Source organism: Uliginosibacterium aquaticum, assembly GCF_012972705.2.
Lineage (GTDB): Bacteria > Pseudomonadota > Gammaproteobacteria > Burkholderiales > Rhodocyclaceae > Uliginosibacterium > Uliginosibacterium aquaticum.
On the sequence record NZ_JABCSC020000001.1, the window covers coordinates 275,208 to 294,110 of the forward strand.

At 64.3% G+C, this 18,903-nt stretch carries 18 protein-coding genes; 11 read left to right on the forward strand and 7 right to left on the reverse strand.

From position 1 onward, the window contains the following. Positions 1 to 13 precede the first annotated feature (13 nt). From HJ583_RS01270 to HJ583_RS01320, 11 genes are all read left to right on the forward strand, one after another. A complete protein-coding gene (locus HJ583_RS01270) occupies positions 14 to 1,147 on the forward strand; it encodes a DUF1513 domain-containing protein (RefSeq protein WP_170019829.1) in 1,134 nt (377 codons plus the stop codon). Positions 1,148 to 1,160: 13 nt separating this feature from the next. Further along, the gene (locus HJ583_RS19280; protein WP_170019831.1) at positions 1,161 to 1,511 is read left to right on the forward strand and encodes an energy transducer TonB; all 351 of its coding nucleotides are present in this window, start codon (positions 1,161 to 1,163) and stop codon (positions 1,509 to 1,511) included. A 327-nt stretch (positions 1,512 to 1,838) separates the two neighbouring features. After that, the gene (locus HJ583_RS01280) at positions 1,839 to 4,115 is read left to right on the forward strand and encodes a TonB-dependent hemoglobin/transferrin/lactoferrin family receptor (protein ID WP_170019833.1); all 2,277 of its coding nucleotides are present in this window, start codon (positions 1,839 to 1,841) and stop codon (positions 4,113 to 4,115) included. Position 4,116: 1 nt separating this feature from the next. Next, positions 4,117 to 8,097 (forward strand): cobaltochelatase subunit CobN, encoded by a 3,981-nt coding sequence (gene cobN, locus HJ583_RS01285; RefSeq protein WP_173863638.1) that lies wholly within the window; start codon positions 4,117 to 4,119, stop codon positions 8,095 to 8,097. Further along, positions 8,094 to 8,591, forward strand: a complete 498-nt coding sequence (locus tag HJ583_RS01290) for a MotA/TolQ/ExbB proton channel family protein (RefSeq protein ID WP_217423229.1) — start codon at positions 8,094 to 8,096, stop codon at positions 8,589 to 8,591. Before cobN ends, HJ583_RS01290 begins: the two co-directional genes overlap by 4 nt. Further along, positions 8,588 to 8,998 carry a DUF2149 domain-containing protein gene (locus HJ583_RS01295; protein ID WP_170019837.1) on the forward strand — a complete coding sequence of 137 codons (411 nt, stop codon included), beginning with the start codon at positions 8,588 to 8,590 and terminating at the stop codon, positions 8,996 to 8,998. Before HJ583_RS01290 ends, HJ583_RS01295 begins: the two co-directional genes overlap by 4 nt. 68 nt (positions 8,999 to 9,066) lie before the next feature. Then, entirely contained in the window at positions 9,067 to 9,366 is a 300-nt protein-coding gene (locus HJ583_RS01300; protein WP_170019839.1) for a hypothetical protein, read from the forward strand. A 10-nt stretch (positions 9,367 to 9,376) separates the two neighbouring features. Then, the gene (gene hemP / locus HJ583_RS01305) at positions 9,377 to 9,568 is read left to right on the forward strand and encodes a hemin uptake protein HemP (RefSeq protein ID WP_170019841.1); all 192 of its coding nucleotides are present in this window, start codon (positions 9,377 to 9,379) and stop codon (positions 9,566 to 9,568) included. A 128-nt stretch (positions 9,569 to 9,696) separates the two neighbouring features. Further along, the gene (gene rpsD / locus HJ583_RS01310) at positions 9,697 to 10,308 is read left to right on the forward strand and encodes a 30S ribosomal protein S4 (protein WP_101941964.1); all 612 of its coding nucleotides are present in this window, start codon (positions 9,697 to 9,699) and stop codon (positions 10,306 to 10,308) included. Positions 10,309 to 10,444: 136 nt separating this feature from the next. Further along, a complete protein-coding gene (locus tag HJ583_RS19025; RefSeq protein ID WP_235943688.1) occupies positions 10,445 to 11,713 on the forward strand; it encodes a DUF2325 domain-containing protein in 1,269 nt (422 codons plus the stop codon). 11 nt (positions 11,714 to 11,724) lie between these two features. Next, positions 11,725 to 12,180, forward strand: coding sequence for a ferritin-like domain-containing protein (locus HJ583_RS01320; protein ID WP_170019843.1), 456 nt, complete (start codon positions 11,725 to 11,727; stop codon positions 12,178 to 12,180). Between the two features lie 35 nt (positions 12,181 to 12,215). On the opposite strand, the gene HJ583_RS01325 is transcribed toward HJ583_RS01320, so the two are convergent. The 7 genes from HJ583_RS01325 to HJ583_RS01355 all read right to left on the reverse strand — a co-directional run bounded on the left by HJ583_RS01325 (position 12,216) and on the right by HJ583_RS01355 (position 18,901). Beyond that, a complete protein-coding gene (locus HJ583_RS01325; protein ID WP_170019844.1) occupies positions 12,216 to 14,462 on the reverse strand; it encodes a putative bifunctional diguanylate cyclase/phosphodiesterase in 2,247 nt (748 codons plus the stop codon). 177 nt (positions 14,463 to 14,639) lie between these two features. Then, complete coding sequence (locus HJ583_RS01330; protein ID WP_170019845.1) at positions 14,640 to 15,980, reverse strand: ATP-binding protein; 1,341 nt, start codon at positions 15,978 to 15,980, stop codon at positions 14,640 to 14,642. Further along, on the reverse strand, positions 15,977 to 16,651 hold the full coding sequence (locus HJ583_RS01335) for a response regulator (RefSeq protein WP_170021287.1): 675 nt from the start codon (positions 16,649 to 16,651) through the stop codon (positions 15,977 to 15,979). The genes HJ583_RS01330 and HJ583_RS01335 overlap by 4 nt, the downstream gene beginning before the upstream one ends. Positions 16,652 to 16,751: 100 nt before the next feature. Further along, positions 16,752 to 17,057 (reverse strand): hypothetical protein, encoded by a 306-nt coding sequence (locus tag HJ583_RS01340; protein WP_170019846.1) that lies wholly within the window; start codon positions 17,055 to 17,057, stop codon positions 16,752 to 16,754. Between the two features lie 119 nt (positions 17,058 to 17,176). Further along, the gene (locus HJ583_RS01345) at positions 17,177 to 17,623 is read right to left on the reverse strand and encodes a CopD family protein (protein ID WP_170019847.1); all 447 of its coding nucleotides are present in this window, start codon (positions 17,621 to 17,623) and stop codon (positions 17,177 to 17,179) included. 127 nt (positions 17,624 to 17,750) lie between these two features. After that, positions 17,751 to 18,176 (reverse strand): ExbD/TolR family protein, encoded by a 426-nt coding sequence (locus HJ583_RS01350; RefSeq protein ID WP_101941957.1) that lies wholly within the window; start codon positions 18,174 to 18,176, stop codon positions 17,751 to 17,753. Continuing rightward, a complete protein-coding gene (locus HJ583_RS01355) occupies positions 18,176 to 18,901 on the reverse strand; it encodes a MotA/TolQ/ExbB proton channel family protein (RefSeq protein WP_101941956.1) in 726 nt (241 codons plus the stop codon). The genes HJ583_RS01350 and HJ583_RS01355 overlap by 1 nt, the downstream gene beginning before the upstream one ends. Between the last annotated feature and the right edge of the window lie 2 nt (positions 18,902 to 18,903).

Here is an 18,903-nt window from a genome sequence, read left to right on the forward strand (position 1 = left end):
TGTGGAGTCTCTGATGGATAAACGTAGTTTCCTGCGCAGTGCGGCCGCCATGCTCGCTGCAGCTTCCTTGCCTTTGCCGGCGCTGGCGGCCATGCCACGCCCCACCCGCCTGCTGGCCGGTTGGCGCAGCACGGTGGATCTGCCCGCGCCGCTCAGCGGCGCGCCTGGTGACTATGTGGGCGTGATCGAGATCGACTGGGCGGGGGCGGCGATCCGTTTGCAATCCGCGCTGCCGGTTTCTTCGCGCGGGCATGGTCTGCTCGGCCTGGCCGATGGTGGTTATCTGGCCCTGGCCTATCGCCATGGCCTGTGGGTCATGCGTGCCGATGCTCAAGGCAAGCGGGCGGCGCTGATTGATCTGGCGACGGAGTCCGCGCGGGTTTCCGGCGGTCATATCGAACTGGCGGCGGATGGCCAGCATTTCTTTACCAGCGAGATCGAGCCCAAGAGCGGTCAGGGCTGGGTCAGCGTGCGCAGCATCGCCACGCTCAGGAAAGTCGCAGAGTGGCCCACGCGTGGTATGGACCCGCACCAGATTGCGATCGATGCCCAAGGCATGCTGCTGATTCCCAACGGCGGGATCCGCTACACCCCGGAAGGGCGCAAAGACAAGCTCGACGACATGGATTCCTCGCTGGTGCGCCTGAATCCGGCCAGTGGTGAAGTGCTTGGTCAGTGGCGCCTGCGCGATGCGCGCCTGTCGATGCGTCATCTGGCCTGGAACGAAACGCCGAAGGGCGAAACCCTGCTGGGCATCGCCATGCAAGGCGAGCATGCCGAGCCGGAGCGGCGCAAGGAAGCGCCGGTGCTGGCGGTGTGGAATGGCAAGGAAATCTCCATTCCGAGCCAGTCCCCGCTCGGCGAAGGCTATACCGGCGACATCATGGCCGGCCCTGGCGGCGGCTTCATCCTCAGCGCCCAGCTCTCCGGCAAGGCCTTGTTGTGGCATCCGGGCGAGGCGGCCCGCCTGACCCTGATCGGTGAGTTCTTCCGCGCCGGTGCGCTGTCCGGCCCGGATGAAGAAGGCGGTTTCCTGATCGCAGGCGAGAAGGGCCCGGCGCGCTGGCATCTGCGTGAGAAAGCCCAGATGCTGGCCTGGCCGATTCCGATGTCGCCCGACAATCACTGGAAATTGCTGGAGGCCTGAGCGGATGGGGCGCGTGTCGCGGGTCTTGCTGGCAGCTCTGGCGTTGCTGCTCGCGGCGTGCGCCAGTACGCCGGAGGAGGCCTGGCCTGAGCGCGAGGTATCGATCTTCCAGATGCGTCTGCGCGAACCTTTTCCGCTCGTCTACAACTACCGCCTGATGGATGGCCCGCCCAAGGGGCGCCTGATCCTGCGCCTGCATGTGGATGCGGCGGGTGACGTGCGTGGCGTGCGTCTGGTCCAGAGCAGTGGTCAGCCGAATCTCGACGAAGGGGCGATGCAGTCGGTCTGGAAGGCCAGCTTCCATCCCTGGCGGGTGGACGGGCAGGCTGTGCCGGTCAGTGTGGTCTTGCCCTTGCAGCGCTGAGTAGCGCCCCAAAACTCAATACGGCTGGCCCTCAAGGCCGCGTTTCCGGATATCGGAGCGCGGCCTTTTGCTTGGCGGCGCGTTTCAGGCGGGAGGACGAGCGGAATTTACATTCAAGATATATTGCGAATCGTTCTCATTTAGATATAATTCATCTCAAGCCGTATGACCTGTCTGGTTCTGCGGCTGATCCGGATACGGTCGCGCCTCTCTCTCGCGACCGGGCTGGCGGGCCGGGGGCGGTCTGCCAGCCGCGCCGGGTCATTAGCGCAAGCCAGCGGTGATTGATACCAGCCAGCCAGCGATCTTTTCTGGATAGGCGTGGACATGGCAAAGCAACACAAGAACATCGGGCGAATCGCGGCTGCGGCTGCGCAAGAACAATTCAGGCTGCAGCGCATGGCGCTGGCCGTGATGTGTGCCTGGCCACTGGCCGGCATGGCCCAGCAGGCCAGTGAGCCGCAACTGGGGACGGTGGTGGTGACGGCCACCCGCTCCGAGGCGCATGCCAATGACGTGGCGGGTACGGTGACGGTGGTCACGCAGAAGCAGATCGAGCAGCGCCAGGCGCGCAATCTGGCCGAGGTTCTGGCTGATGAGCCGGATGTGAGCGTGCCGTCCGACCCGCGCCGTTTTGGCGGCAGCCATGTGAACATCCGCGGGATCGAAGAGAACCGCATCCTGATGCTGACCGATGGCGTGCGTGCCGCGGATTTCCGCAGCCCCGGCACCACCAACTATGACGCCAATAACCGCGATATTCCCTTTGTGGAATTCTTCAAGCAGGTTGAGGTGCTGCGTGGTCCGGCTTCCAGCCTGTATGGCTCGGATGCGATCGGCGGCGTGCTGGGTTTCCTGACCCTTGATCCGTCCGATCTGCTCAAGGGGCGCGAATTCGCCGCAGGGGGCTCGCTGGGCTATCACAGCGTGGATAAGAGCAAGCGCGCCACGGCCTCCTTTGCGGCCGGGGGGGAGCGTTTCCAGGGCTTGTTCATGGTCGGCCATGCACGCGGCGAGGAAACCGACAACCAAGGCAGTAGCCGGGTTCAGGGCGTGCAGCGCACTGCGCCGAATCCGCTCACTTACGAGCAGAGCAATGTGCTCGGCAAGCTGCTGTTCACACCGAATCGCGAGCATCGCTTCAAGCTGACGCTGGAGCACAAGGAAGGCGAAACGGCAGTGGATGCGCAGCGTGTGGGGAATGGCACGAGTCTGTCCCGCATCACCACCAATACCGGCGTCGATTCGCTGGAGCGCAACCGTGTGGTGCTCGATTATGACTACATGCCGGAAGCGAGCTGGTTCGATCGCCTGTCTGCCAAGCTCTATACGCAGACCCAGACGACGGATAACCAGAACTACCAGCTGCGCACAAACACTTCCAGCTCCTGCTCGGCCACCACGGCCGGTACGACCAATTGCAGCGTCAATCAGCGCTTTGCCTACGAGCAGAGCCAGACCGGGCTGAATCTGCAGCAGGAGAAGGCTTTCACGCTGGCCGGTCTGCCGAACCAGGCGATCTGGGGGGCGGATCTGTTGCGCCTGCAGACCGAGGAATCCAAGACCGGGGTCTGGACCAATCTCGCCACTGGAGCCACCTCCACTGTGCTGGTGGGCGATAGCTATCCGAAGGCGGAGTATCCGCGCGGCCACACCGATCAGCTGGGCCTGTTTGCGCAGGACGAGATCACGCTGGGCAAATTCAAGCTCACCCCGGGTTTGCGTTATGACAGCTTCAAGCTCGAGCCGGAGAGCGATCCGCTCTACAAGCGCACCGATGGTCGCGAGGCCGTCAGCAAGGAAGGCAGCCACCTGTCGCCCAAGCTCGCCGGTGTGTATGGCCTGAGCCAGGACTGGAATCTCTACGCCCAGTACCTCGAAGGCTTCCGTGGCCCGAACTATGAAGAAACCAACCGTTACTTCTACAACAGCTCGCAACGCTACGCGGTGATCGGCAATCCGGATCTGAAGCCGGAAACCAGCCGCAGCTTTGAGGTGGGCAGCAAGTATGCCGGCTCCGCCTGGGGCAGCCAGTTCGCGCTGTATGAAAACCACTACAGCAACTTCATTGAATACACCCTGCTGCCCAGCGGCAGCGCAGAGGGGGTGACGGGTTACTCCACCTACAAGTATCAGAACCTGTCGAAGGTGGTGATCCGCGGTGGCGACTGGCGCGGCTACTGGCAGGCTCTGCCGGCCCTGCGTCTCTCGGCGGGCCTGGCGATCACGCATGGCTACGATAAGTCGAGCGGCAAGCCGCTCAACAGCATCGAACCCAAACGCGGCACTTTTGCGGCGATGTGGACGCCCTCGGAGCAATGGGGGGCGGAATGGCGCCTGCGTGCGGCCACTGGCAAGGATCACATCGACACCTCCAGTACCAACTACTACCGCACGCCGGGTTACGGGGTGAACGATCTGTCGGCCTGGTGGCAGGTGCAGCCGCGCGTGAAGCTGAATCTGGCCATCAACAACCTCTTCGACAAGACCTACTACCTGTGGAGCGATGTACGCCGCTCTGGCCTTACCGCCACCGATCCGGCGCCCGAGTTCTACACCCAGCCGGGACGCAATGTTGCCCTCAGCGTGAAGTTTGATTATTGAGATGCCTGTGTTGCTGAAGTTTCTGCGCGCCGGGCTGGCTCTGGCCAGCCTCACACTCCTCGTTGGAGTCAGCCCGGTATCCGCGGCTGTGCCGAAGGTGGCCTGGCTGACGGCTGCCCCGGCACCGGCCGGCAAGTTCGAAGTGCTCAGCCGTGCCGCGCGCGAGCAGGGCTTCGAGCTGGAGGCGCGCTATCTGGAAAAGCTGGACGAAGCGGGCCTGGCCCGCTTTGCCAATACGGCCGATCTGCTGATCGTGGATACCCCGCGCCCCGGCCTGCTCGAGTTCATGCTCGGCAAGCTGGGCCCGCAGTGGAGCGAGCGCAAAGGCGCGCGCCTGCTGCTGGATGACGAACGGGTAGAGGCGCGTGGGCTGGATGCCGCGTTGGCCAGTGAGCTGCGCCGCTACGTGAGCAATGGCGGGCGGCGCAATCTGGAGGCCGCTGCCCAGTTGATCGCGGCGCGCGTCTTCAAGCTGCGCAGCGCCGAGGGCATCGCGCCGCTGCAGCTGATGCCGGCGGCGGCCTATTACCACCCGAAGCTGGCCGAGAGCGTCACCACGCGTGCCGACGAGGCGCTGGCTGTGTCCGGCAAACCGGGTCAGCCGGTGGTGGGCGTCGCGATTCACCAGTCCTATGTGTCGGCCGTGGACTCGGCCTATGTGGATACGCTGGTGGCCGATATCGAGCGTCTGGGTGGTCGGGCGCTGGTGTTCTACACCCCGATGATGGTTGAGGATGCTTTCCTCAAAATGGCCGCGCCGGGCGGAAAACGCATCGTCGATGTGCTGGTGAACAACCAGATCATGTACGACGCTGGCGGGCGCCGCGCCGAGTTTGAAAAGATTGGCGTGCCGGTGATCCAGGCCATTCCCTACCGCCGTGGCGACACCGCCGACTGGCAGGCCGATCCGCAGGGCATGCGCCTGATCGATCTGCCTTTCTACCTGGTACAGAGCGAGATTGCGGGCAGCATGGATCCGCTGATCGCTTCGGCCATTGCCAAGCAGAGTGGCAAGGTTGAAGCCATCGCACCGCAGGTGCGCGCGATTGCCGCCAAGGCCATGAATCTGGCGCAGTTGCGCCGCACCGCGAACGCCGACAAACGTGTCGCGATCCTGTTCTACAACTATCCGCCGGGCGAGAAGAACCTCTCGGCCTCTTTCCTGAATCTGCCCAAGAGCCTCGCCAACACGCTGGCTGCCATGAAGGCAGCCGGCTACCGCACCGAAACGCTGGACGAGGACGCGCTGACCCGCGATCTGGGCCGCCTGCTGACGGCTTTCTATCGTGATGACCAACTCCAGCCGCTGCTCGACGCGGGCCTAGCGGCCTGGCTGCCGATGGCGGATTACAAGCGCTGGTTCGCGACCCAGGCTCCTGCCCTGCGCGAGCAGGTGATCGCGCGTTGGGGCGAGCCCGAGAAGAGTGCGATGGCCTATCGCTACAAGGGCGAGGCCGGTTTCGTGATTCCGCGCCTGCAACTGGGGAACGTGAGCTTCATGCCGGTGCCGCCGCGTGGCGAGCGCAAGGAAGATCACGAGGCCGCGATCTACCACTCCACCAAGGAATCGCTGAACCACTTCTACATGGCGGCCTATCTGTGGGCGCGCAGCAATCGCGATGCGCTGGTGCATTACGGCACCCACGGCACCCAGGAGTGGACGCCGGGCAAGGAGCGTGGCCTGTCGATGGACGATCAGCCCTTCGTGGTGCTCGGCGATATTCCGGTGGTCTATCCCTACATTGTCGATGACGTGGGCGAGGCGCTGCAGGCCAAGCGGCGTGGCCGCGCCACCATCATCAGCCACCAGACCCCGAGCTTTCGCCCGGCCGGTCTGCACACCGAGCTGAATGCCATGCACGACCAGCTCCACACCTGGCTGCAGCAGGACGAAGGCGGTGTGAAGGAAGCCCTCAAGCGCGATCTGCTGCGTACCGGCGCGAAGATGCATCTGTTCGAGGATATGGGCTGGACGCCGGCCCGCGCCGAGGCCGACTTCGCCAACTGGATCAACGCCCTGCACGATCACCTGCATGCCCTGGCAGCCCAGTTGCAGCCTTACGGCCTGCACGCCTTCGGCCTCAACAAGTCCGACGAGCTGCGTCTCTACACGGTCATGAGCATGCTGGGCAATGACTTCTACAAGCGTGTGGAGCCTGAAGATCCGCAGGAGGTGTTTGCGGTCGATTACGAGAAACTCGCCGCGAGCAAGCCTTTTGCCCTGCTGCGCCATCACCTGATCGAGGGGGCTGCGACCAGCGAAATCCGCAACGCGGCCCTGCGCGAAGACGTGGAGCGCGCCAAGGTCCTGTGGACCAGCCTGGATGCCACGCCGGAGACCACCGGCCTGCTCGCTGGCCTGAATGGCGAATTCATTCCGACCAGCACCGGCGGCGACCCGGTGCGCAACACCGATTCGCTGCCCACCGGGCGCAATCTGTACGGATTCGATCCGTCCAAGATTCCGACCAAGGCTGCCTGGGAAGCCGGCCAGCAGGCCACCGAGGCGATGCTCATCGAATACCGTCAGCGCCATGGCAAGTACCCGCAAAAGCTCGCCTATTCGTTGTGGAGTGTGGAAACCATGCGTCACGCGGGTGTGCTCGAAGCGCAGGCCCTGGCCGCGCTGGGCGTGCGACCGAAGTGGGATCAGGGCGGGCGCCTGTCAGGCGTCGAGTTGATTCCAGCGAAGGAACTGAAGCGCCCGCGCGTGGATGTGGTGCTCTCTGCCACGGGTCTGTATCGCGACCATTTCCCGAATGTCATGAAGTGGCTGGCCGAGGCGGTGAAGCTCGCCGCCGCCCAGAGCGAACCGGACAACGCCGTGCGTGCGGCTTCCAACGCGATCCGAGCGGCGCTGGCCGGCAAGGGTGTGTCCGAAGCGAAGCTGGCGACGCTGGCTGATACGCGCATCTTCAGCAACCAGTCCGGCGCTTATGGCACGGGACTCAACGAAGCCACCCTGGCCTCCGACAGTTTTGCCAGCAAGGGCAAGGAGGCCGATGCCAAACTCGCCACGATGTACCTCTCGCGCATGCAATATGCGTATGGTCCGGATGAGGCGGAGTGGGGCCAGAAGCTCGAAGGCGTGAATCTGTATGCCGAGAACCTGAAGGGGGTGGAGGCCGCGCTGCTGGCACGCTCGTCCAACCTCTACGGCATGCTCACCACCGACGATCCCTTCCAGTATCTGGGCGGGCTGGGGCAGGCGGTGCGCCATCTCACCGGCAAGGCGCCGGAACTCCTGATCTCCAATCTGCGCGATCCGCGGGCAGCGCGTACCGAGACGGCCGCTGGTTTTCTCTCGACAGAACTGCGCACACGCAACTTCCATCCGGGCTGGATCGAGGGCATGAAGGCCGAGGGCTATTCCGGCGCGCTGAACATGCTCGACTCGATCAACAACTTCTGGGGCTGGACCGCGACTGCGCCGGAGATCGTGCGCGACGATCAGTGGCAGGAATTCGCCGAGGTCTACGTCAAGGACAAGTACAAGATGGGGCTCGACAAGTGGTTCGAGCAGCACGCGCCGCAGGCCCAGGCCCAGATGATCGAACGCATGCTGGAAGCCGCGCGCAAGGATTACTGGCAGACCGATGCGGCCACCCTCAAGCAGCTTGCCCAGCGTTATCAGAACCTGTCGAAGCGCTTCGACATTCATAGCGACAACGCCGCCTTCCGCGACTTCGTAGCGGCCAAGGCGCCGGCGCCCACGCCGGGCTTTGGCCTGCAGGCCACGACGGCGGGTGCGGCTGCGCCCGCATCCCCGGCGCCGGCGCCTCAGCAAGCACCCGAGCCGGTGCCGGCCCCGCCGCCGGTACAGGGCATGAAGCTCGAAAAGGTCGAGCCGCCAGCCTTGCCGCCGGCCTCGCTGGCCTGGCTGTTCGGGGGGGCCTTGATGCTCCTGGCCTTTGGCGGCGGTGCGCTGCGCAGCTTCCTGACGACTTCTTCCAACCCAGCTCTTCGCAAGGTAACTGTATGACCCCGAATCCGCTCGAAACCATGATGTATGACATCGGCCAGCTCTTTCTGCTGCCGGTGCTGCTGCTGATCGCCATCCTGTTCCTCTACGCCTTCTGGGCGCTCGGCGAGTTCTGCCTCCAGGCCTGGCTGCGCACCCGCCATCAGCCGGCCAGCGGCCGTGGCTATGCCTTGATCGCGCACGCAAAAGCCCATCGATTGCAGGATCCGGAAGCCCTCGACGTGGCGGCCCACAAGCTGCTCGAGAAGGCTCGCATCGCCACCCGCGTGGCGCCGATGTTGGGGCTGGTGGCGACCATGATCCCGATGGGCCCGGCGCTGCGTTCGCTGTCGGACGGCAATCTCGGCAATGTCGGCATGAGTCTGACCATCGCCTTCTCGGCGGTGATTCTGGCCCTGATCGCGGCCTCGATCACCTTTCTGGTCGTGGGCGTGCGCCGCCGTTGGCTGGCCGAGGAGATGGTGTGGCTGAACCAGCAACAGGTGAGCGCATGAACGCGCCCGAGGCGGCCATCGAGCAGGCTGTGGCGGCCCAGCCGGCCGTGCGCCGGGCGCGCACCTCGAGCTTCCTGCATGAGGACGAAGGTGATGACCCGATTCTGTCGGTGGTGAACCTGATCGACGTGTTCCTCGTGATCATCGCCGCCCTGCTGGTGAGCGTGGCGCAGAGCCCGGCCAATCCCTTCGGCGCGGAAAACGTCACCGTCATCAAGAATCCCGGCAAACCAGACATGGAAATCACCATGAAGGAAGGCCAGAAGATCACCCGCTACCAGGCCAAGGGCCAGATCGGCAGCGGCGATGGAGAGAAGGCCGGAGTGGCTTACCGGCTCAAGGATGGCTCGATGGTGTACGTGCCCGAGGGCACGGGCGGTGAGCCCGCAGCAGCAGTTCAACCCTGACGTTTTTTACCCGCAGTTCAATCCGCAGTGATCTCGCAGTGATCCGAAATTCCCCAAGGAGTGAGCAGATGAACAACCTGGACCCCGACTTCGCCGAAGCCCGCCCTGCCGTGCTGATGGCGGCCGCGCTGCATCTTCTGAGCTGCTCCGCCGCCCACGGCATGAGCAGCGCCAAGGCCCGCGCCCTGGTGCAGCACCTCAATACGCTGGCCGAGCGGCCGGATACCGATCCGCTGCTGGCGCGCACTTGCGATGAGCTGGCCGATGTGTGGCATCGCCTCGGCAACGAACTGGAGGCACGCAAGACTGAAGAAGCCGCCCAGCGTCGAGCCCTGGCCGAGCGCGGCCAGCACGCCGTGCTGCACTGAGGAGACGCCCATGAGCACCGCACTCGCTCCCGCGCTGCCCTTGCCGCGCAACGTCCCCGCCGCAGCTTCCCTGCCTGCCAGCGAAACCATCGTTTCCAGCCGCAGTCTGCTCGGTGGCGCCAGTACCTTGGTCATCGAGCATCAGGGCATGCATTACACCCTGCGGGCCACGCGCAACGGAAAGCTGATTCTCACCAAGTGAGTCAATGAATGACTGCCGCAGCCTTCTTTGCAGGATGGGGAATGCTGCGGCCATGAACATCCATCCTGCATGGCAGGGCGTGTTGACGCCCCGTCATCCACATGCCCTTTGCAAGGAGTGAAACAAATATGTCCCGTTACACCGGCCCCCGTCTCAAAGTCATGCGTGCGCTCGGCGTTGATCTCCCCGGCCTGTCGCGCAAGACCATCGCCGATCGCGATCAGCGCCCCGGCCAGCACGGCGCCAAGCAGCAACGCAAGTCCGGTTACGGCCTGCAGCTGCTCGAAAAGCAGAAGTTGCGCTTCAACTACGGCCTCACCGAGCGCCAGATGCGCATCCTGGTGACCGATGCGCGGCGTTCGCGCGATTCCGCCGGCGCCAAGCTCGCCGAGCTGCTGGAGCGGCGTCTGGATAACGTGGTCTTCCGCGCCGGCTTTGCGGGCTCCATCCCGGCCTCCCGCCAGCTGGTCAATCACAGTCATGTGCTGGTCAATGGCAAGCCGGTGAACATCCCGTCCTTCCGCACCCGTGTCGGTGATGTCATCAGCATCCGTCCGAAGAGCCGCGAGCTGCTGGTGGTGAAAGCCAGTCTCGCCGATCTGGCGCTGACGCGTCCCGAATGGCTGGCTTTTGACGAGGCCAAGGCCGAGGCCACCGTCAGCCATCTGCCGGATATCGCTGACATTCCCTTCCCGCTGGAAATGCAGCTGGTGGTCGAGTACTACGCCCAACGTCTCTGATTCCGCTGCAGGGCCAAGCCGCTCGTTGGCGAGTACGCCATGCCTTGCCACTGTCAGTGGCAGGTCTTCGCGATCGGCTTGAGCCTGTAACGGAATGGGCACTCTGGCCCGTGGCGTCACGATTGGAGGACTTCTCATGTTCAGCACCCACTTCATCAAGCAGACCTTCACCACGGCCGTCCAGCCGGTGGTGCTGAAACAGGGTTCGAAGCGGCGCCGGCTGTGGGAGCTGGCCTCGCATGTGCATTGCCCGGTGATCGGGGTGTGTCTGCCCATGGCAGCGCTGCGCCGGCTAGTCGTGAAGGCCGCACCGGAGATGGCGCGGCTGGATGACTATGCCCTGCACTCGGCGGCCGTGCAGATGGGGCGTAGCCGCAACCGGCTGGCCGAATCGATTCAGGATGAGCTTGATCAACGCCACGCCACCATCGTGAAGGCACTGCGCCGCCTGCCGGATCGGGTAAGCCTGGAGGCGGCCTGGCAAGAGGCGGTGACGGCGGGCGAAATTGCCGGCGCGCTGTGGGCCACGCTGACCCATCCGGCCTGTGATCCGATCCTGGCGGAAGTCATCAGCCAGCAGATGCACATGATCCAGCATCAGGCGGGGGCATCGTTGCGCCTCGATATTGCGCATTACCGTGCCCTGCAGGAAGAGAACGCGGCACTCGCCCGCAGCCTGGCGACTGCTCAGCAGCGCTGCGAGCGCCAGAGCCAGGAGAAGGCTGGTGAGCTCGAGCAATTGCAGGCTCAGCTGATCCGCACGCGCAGTGAAGTCATTAGTCGTGACACCGAGCTCGGCGCGCTGCGCGAAGAACTCGAAGCCCTGCGCGCAGCGGTGCCGGATCAGGCCGCACGGCGACGCCTGGAACACCAGCTGATGTATCAGGAAGAGCGCAATGCGCGCCTGTGCCTCGAGAATGCCCGCCTGCGCAAGGAGCTGGACGCCGCCTTGAGTGCCCCGGCGCCCAGTGTGGCTCTTGCCAACGCGAGCGTGTTGCCGGACGAAGTGGCGCCGGAGGCTTCGCTGGAAGGCCATCGCATTCTCTGTGTGGGCGGCCGCGAGAATGTGGTGGTGGTCTATCGCAAGCTCATCGAGCAGGCAGGGGGGCAGTTCCTGCACCACGATGGCGGTGTGGAGGATCGCTTCGGCCAGCTCGACTCGGCGCTCGGCGCGGCTGATCTGGTGATCTGCCAGACTGGCTGCATCAGTCACAACGCCTATTGGCGCGTGAAGGATCACTGCAAGCGCACCGGCAAGCGCTGTGCCTTCGTCGAGAATCCCAGTGCGGCGGGGTTGGCCCGCGGCCTGCGCTGCCTGCTGAGCGACGCGCTTGTAGAGAGCCAGGATGAGGTCCAGACTGCAGTAAGCGGCAGCGCGATGACTGCCGGCATGCAGCAGACCTGACGGAGCCCCCTATGAACAAGAGCGATACCAAGAAAGCCATTGCCGCACTCAACCGCATCATGGAAACCGAGCTGGCGGGCGTAGTGCGCTACACCCACTACTCCTTGATGGTGTACGGCTACAACCGCATCCCGATCGTCTCCTGGCTCAAGGACAACGCTTCGGAAGGGCTTGCCCATGCCCACAAGGCCGGTGAGCTGGTGACGCTGATGGGGGGCCATCCTTCACTGAAGATTGGCGCCCTGCTGGAAACCGAGCAGCACGACATTGGCGACATCCTGCGCGAGAGCCTTGAGCACGAGAAGAACGCGCTGGCGGGCTACTACGAGCTGCTCAAGATCACCGAAGGCAAATCGGTGCTGCTCGAGGAATATGCCCGCGAGATGATCGTGGCCGAAGAGCTGCATCTGGATGAAGTGAACAAGATGCTGCGCAAGCCCGGCGACCTGGACCCCTTCCACGACTGATGACCGCACCGGCGGCTGGCGCCGCCAGCCGTCCATCAGGCTTCTGTGGTAGTCGTGAGGCCGGGGAGCTCACCCGGCGGCAACGGGCGCGAAATCAGATAGCCCTGCAGGTATTCGCAGCCGAGATCGGCGAGGAGGCTGGCTTGCTCTTCGGTTTCCACGCCCTCGGCAACGATCTGCATGCCCAGACTGTGGCCCATGGCGATGATCGCGCGGACCAGCGCCAGGTTGCGTGCGTCATGCTCGATGCCGTTTACGAAGGCGCGGTCGATCTTCAGCGTGCGCAGGTGAAAACGCGTGAGGTAACTCAGTGACGAGTAGCCGGTGCCGAAGTCATCGAGCGAGGAGCCCAGTCCCCTGGCATGCAGCGCTTCGATGACCCGGATGACGGTGTCGGCCTCTTCGATCAGCACCCGCTCGGTCATCTCAACCTCCAGCATGCTTGCGGCGGCGCCGCTGCGCATGAGGGCGTCCTCCACCGTGGCCATGAAATCCGGGTCAGTCAGCTGGGCCGCCGAGACGTTCACGCTGATGCAGCCCGGCGCGCCGGCTTGCCCGGCCCAGGCGTGGGCCTGGCGCGCGGCTTCCTGCAACACCCAGGCGCCGATGTCGACGATCTGGCCACTTTCCTCGGCGATCGGAATGAAGCGATCCGGGGGGACGAAACCCAGCGCGGGGTTTGTCCAGCGCAGCAGCGCTTCAACCTTGCACAGGCGCCGGCTGCGAGCTTCCACGATGGGTTGATAGACGAGGCGGAATTCCTTGCGGGCGATGGCTTGCTGCAGGGCCTCGTCGATCAGCAGAGCATCGCGGGACTGGGCGCTCATCCGCGCTTCGAACACGCAGTAGCGATTCCGGCCAGCATCCTTGGCGCTGTGCAGGGCGGTGTCGGCGGCGCTTAACAGACTCTCGGCGTCGAGCCCGTGGGCGGGGCCGAAGGCAATCCCGATGCTGGCTTTCAGGGTGATCCTGAACGGTTCGAGCGGGAAGGGCGTGGCCAGTGTGAGAAGGAGCAGGCGAGCCAGGCGATCGGCTTCTTCTGCGGCACTGGCAGGGTCCAGGTCCGGTACCACGAGCACGAATTCGTCACCGCCGAAGCGCGCCAGGATGTCGTGTACCCCTTGCAGGCCCTGCAGCCGGGTGGCGACCAGACGCAACAACTGGTCACCCACCGAATGACCGAGGGTTTCATTGATGCGCCGGAAGTGATCGATATCGATCAACAGCAAGGCTGTATGCCGACCGGAGGTGGCACTGTCTTCGAGCAGCCCACCGAGCAACTGGCGCAGCGTGCTGCGATTGAACAGCCCGGTCTCTTTGTCGAGCATCGCGCTGCGCTGCAGCGCGGCCTCCTGGGCCTTGCGCGCCTGGATGTCGATGATCTGGCTCAGCACCAACGTCTGGCCACGGTCTTCGTAGGGCACGCTGATGATCTCGACCGGAATTTCCACACCGTCCTTGCGCTTGTGCAGCGCTTCGTCGATGCAGGGCAGGCGCGTGCCGGGCGTGGTGACCTGGCGGAACCATTCGGCGCTCTGCTCAACGGATCGGCTGTGCGTGACGGCGGAGATGTGTTTGCCAAAAAACGCTTCTGCGCTGGCATTGCCGGTGTACTGGACCAGTTTCTGGCTGGCAAAGCGGATGATGCCGTCCGCATCGCGGATCACGAAGCCGTGACCGAGGCCATTCAGGGTAGCCAGAAAGCGCTCTGCATTTTCATGCAGGACGGCGTGGATCAGCCCCAGGATCGAGCCGGTCTTCAGGATGAAACTGATGGCAAAAGCCAGATCGAGATTCATGTGGGTCAGGAAGTTGCTGGCGAAGGCCAGATTCATGAGGGCGCGCAGCGCAAAAAACACGCCGACTACGAGGTATGCATGTTTGCGCCGCGAGAGCTTCCAGGCACACCAGCCGAGCACGCCTGAAAGCGCCGCCAACTCCAGGCTAAAGCTCAGACTGGGCCAGAAATGGGCGATGCCGATCAGGAGCAGGGCGTACAGGCCCCAGGCCATCAACTGTTGGCGCCAGCGGATGGGGTGCGCGCAGAAGTGCAGGGTGCCGGCCACGTAACCCAGCAAGCCTGCTGTACCGGCGGTGGCGATCAGGGCTGCCTCCCCAAGGCCGTGGGTTCTGAGGCTCCAGAGGCTGGCGGCGCCCAGCATGATCTGGCCAGCACCCCAGTAGAGCGCGTGGCGATCACTGCGGCGCACCACCCACAGGAAGATCAGGATGGAGCCCAGGGCCAAGTCGGCCAGCAAGGAAAGGTGGATGCCGGAATACATCGTGGACGGGTCGTGCTCTGAGTGGGCGCGGAAAGCGTCGGATCAGACAGCTTTAGCGGCCAGACCACGGATTAACTTGAAGAAAGCCTGCGTTTTGGCCTGCCGGCGGTCTCGCCCGGGGGCGTCTCGCGCGCGCAAAGATCGGCCCGGGAGCGCCGTTCCGCAGCCTGGCGCGAATCAGGCGTCCGCGTCCGCGGGTTTGAAAGTCAGGTGCACGGCGAGGCCGCCGAGTGTTTCCGAGCGGTCCAGGCGGATATCGATCTCCTGGCGGGTGGCAATGGTACGCACGATGGCGAGGCCGAGGCCGCTGCCGCCCGCATCCTGCCCGCTGTGGCCACGGCGGAAACGCTCGAACAGCACGCTGCGCTCTTCCGGGGCGATGCCGGGGCCATTGTCTTCCACGCTCAGGGCGATGTGCGTGGCTTCGCGGGCGAGCTTCAGGGTCACGATACCGCCGCGCGGGCTGTACTTGATGGCGTTGTCGAGCAGATTACGCAGCAAGGTACGCAGGGCTTCGGCATCGCCGCGCACGGTGAAGACCACTTCCGGCAATTGCTCCTGCAATTCGGCGCCCAGATCGATCTGGCGCGCCTGGGCCTGGGTCAGTACGTCGGAGAGGGCGAGCCGCGCAACCTGGGGCAGGGTGGTGATGTTGTGGCCGGGCCGAGCGGCGTCTTCCCGTGCCAGCACGAGGAGTTGCTCGACCAGCCGGGTGGCGCGGGTGATGCCGGCCAGCACACGTTCCTGCGCCATGGCCTTGGCTTCGGGCGACTGGGCGCGCAGCAGGCCCTGGACCTGCAGTTTCAGGGCCGCCAGCGGTGAGCGCAGCTCATGTGCAACGTCGGCCACGAACTCGTTACGGGCGCGGAATTCGGCGTTGATGCGGGTGAACAGCACATTGATCTCGTTGACAAAGGGCAGTGCTTCCTCCGGTACGCAGGCGGTACTCAGCGGTTGCAGGTCATTGGCTTCGCGTGCAGCAATTTCCCGGCGCGCCCGCCGCAAGGGGGCGAGGGTATGGGTGGTGCCCCAGGCGATCAGCAGCAGCAGCAGCGGGGCGCTGATGATGATCGGCAGGATGGTGCGCAAGGCCAGGGCTCGGGCCGTCTGGGCGCGTACGGCGAGATCGTGGGAGACCTCGATGTGGGCTCCCGGCACGTCCACTTCCAGCACTCTGAGAGTCTGCGGGCCGTCCTGGCGTTGCGAGAAGTGACGCAGGACTTCGGGTCGCGTGCTCGGCTCGTGCTCCGCGTTTTCGGTGCGCCGGACCTTCAGCGTGAAGCAGTTGCTCTCGTTGGCCGGCAGGGATTTGCTCGGCGGCATCGGCACGATCTGGGTGGTGTCCGGCATGCTGCGATGCACGGCGCGGGCCATCTCGAACATGTAGAAGTCCGAAATGGTGTCGACTTCGTTCAGGGCCACGCGATAGGCGACGATGGCTTGTGCCAGGGTGGCAAGGCCGATCACCAGCGCCACGATGAGGAGCAGGCGCGTGCGGATGGAGCGGATTGCGGTCATTGCGCAGAGCCTTGTTCTTTGGGGATCAGGTAGCCGACGCCGCGTACATTCTGGATCAGCTGGGCGCCGAGTTTCTTGCGCAGACCGTGGATGTAGACCTCGACGGCATTGCTGTTCACATCATCCTTCCAGCTGAAGAGTTTTTCCTCCAGCCGGGCTCGCGACAGGATCATGCCAGGGCGCGCCAGCAGCGGCTCCAGCACGGCCCATTCGCGTGCCGAGAGCAGGACCGGCTGACCATCGACCGTGACTTCGCGGGTGGCCGGGTTGATGCACACGTTCTGGTATTCGTAGACCGGCTCGGCGCGCCCGGCACTGCGCCGGAGCAGGGCGCGGATGCGCGCCAGCAGCTCGTCCAGGTCATAGGGTTTGACGATGTAATCATCGGCCCCGGCATCCAGGCCCAGCACGCGGGCCGGCACGGCATCTCTTGCGGTGACGACCAGCACCGGCACCCGCTCCTTGCGTGCGCGCAGCGCGCGCAGCAGCTCCAGTCCATCGCGGTCCGGCAGGCCCAGGTCGAGCAGGATCAGATCGTAAGTGCCGCTGGCCAGCGCGCTGTCGGCCATGCCTGCGCTACGCACCCAGTCGACGGCATAGCCGTCGTCGCGCAGCAGATCGAGAACGGACTCGCCGATCATCAGGTCATCTTCTACCAGCAGCAGGCGCATCGGTTTCTCCAGCGGGGCAAGCTTCATTATCGGTGCAGTCATGCCCGCCGTGAACGGCTACAGCCCGTGCGCGGGCACGGGCTGTGGTGGCTGGGCAGGATCAGTTGGTGCCGCCGTCGTCATCCAGCTGCACGCTGAGAACCTTGTCACCGGCGCCGACGGTGACATAGGCGCGGGTGCTCGGCGAGTCACCATTGCGCACCGGGTAGACCAGGGATTGGGTGCCATCAGCCCAGCGCGGGGTGGCGTCCGGCTTGCCCAGGTTCTTGAGCACTTCGGCGCGGCTCTGGCCGGCGCTGATGGACTTCAGCTGTTCGGTGCTGACGCTGGCTGCCGACGCCTGACCGGCGAGGGCCAGCAGGGAGAGGCCGAGGGTGGTGATCAGCAGGGGGGATTTGATTTGCATGATGAACTCCTTGTTTTTTGGGGGAAGAACGATTGGCTGTGTGCCAGTCGATGGAGCCCAGTCTAAGGAGCAAGACTTAGCGGAAACTTAAATCTGCGGGTTTTCTGCCGAGTATGTTTTCAGTAGAACAACCAGCCGGTGCGGATCGCCACACCACTGAGCACGAAGAGTACCGAGAGGGTGGTGACGGTGAGGATGTGAGCGGCCATCAGCGGCAGCTTTTCCGGCGTAAGACGCGGGATGATGCGCAGGCGCGCATTGGCGGCCACCAGCACGGTGCAGCCCAGCAGTGTCAGCTTGGTGAGAATCGCGCGGCTCAGCGGCAGATCAGTGTTCAGCCATTGCTGCGGTTCGGGCAGGAAGGTGTAGGCAAGCCACAGGCCGCTGGCAAGCTGGATCAGCAGGGCGGGCAGGCCGACACGCTCGAAAGCGCCCTCAAACTGGCGCAGGCGTTCCACTGAGCGTGTGCGCATCACTTCTGGTAGCACCGCGATGGCCAGCATCAGGTGGCCGCCGGTCCACACGCAGGCGCCGAGGATATGGGCCAACAGGACATATCTGTACATCGGGCTCTCTCCTCGGCACAAAGCCGCATTCAAGCACAGGCCGCGCAGTCATGCCGACGGGATGTCACCGCTGCACAGGTAAAAAAAGCGGCTCCGTGGAGCCGCTGTGTGTGCATGCTGCCCGGACTTACTCCGGCTGACTGACGAAGGCGATCTTGGACAGATGCGCGCGCGCTGCGGCGGCCATCACCTTGGCGACTGCGTCGTAAGGCGTGGTCTTGTCGGCACGCAGATGGATCTCCGGTGCGCTGGCGGCATCGGTCACCGCAGCGCCGGCAGCACTCATGCGGGCTTCCAGTGTCGGCTGATCGAGCTTCTCACCGTTCCAGAAGATTTCGGATTCGGGCGTCAGCGCGATTTCGATGCGCTCGGCCTGGATCTTGTTTTCTTCGCTGGAGGTGCGCGGCAGCTCCACCTTCACGGCGTGGGTCAGCAGCGGAGCGGTGAGGATGAAGATCACCAGCAGCACCAGCATCACGTCGATCAGCGGCACCATGTTGATCTCGGCCATCGGAGCCGAGTTGGCTTCCTTGTTGAATCCACCGAAGGCCATCACGCGGCTCCTTGCTTGATGTTGGTGAATTTGCCGTTCTGGTTGTGCGCGCCCGTGGTGAGGTAGGCGAAGAGGTCGTGGGCGAAGGCGTCAAGGCTGGTCAGGGTCAGGCGGTTGTGGCGCGTGAAGCTGTTGTAGGCCACTACAGCTGGGATCGCCACGGCGAGGCCGAGGCCGGTCATGATCAGGGCTTCGCCGACCGGACCGGCTACTTTGTCCAGCGTGCCGGCGCCGCTCATGCCGATCGACACGAGTGCGCCATATACGCCCCACACCGTGCCCAGCAGGCCCACGAAGGGGGCGGTGGAGCCCACCGTGGCGAGTACCGTGAGGCCATTTTCGAGCTTGGCGGTTTCCTCGTCGATCACCTTGCGCATGCTGCGGGTGAGGAATTCAGCCAGGGAGCCGGCTTCGCCGAGCTTGCCACCGCCGGTGCGCTGATGATGTTCGCGGGCAAACAGCGCGTGGCTGGTGAGATGCGAGAAGGGTTCGGTGGCGCCGTGGGTGGTGATTTCGTTGCGCACTTCTTCCAGCGAGCTGGCGTTCCAGAACAGATCCACGAAACGGCCGGATTCACGACGCTGACGCCACTTTGAAATGGCCTTGGTGATGATGAAATACCAAGACACCACCGACATCGTCAGCAGGATTACGAACAGGGTCTTGCCAAGGCCGTCAGCCTGGGCCAGGAAGTGGGCGAAGCCCAGGGTGGTTTGGGTTTGCATGA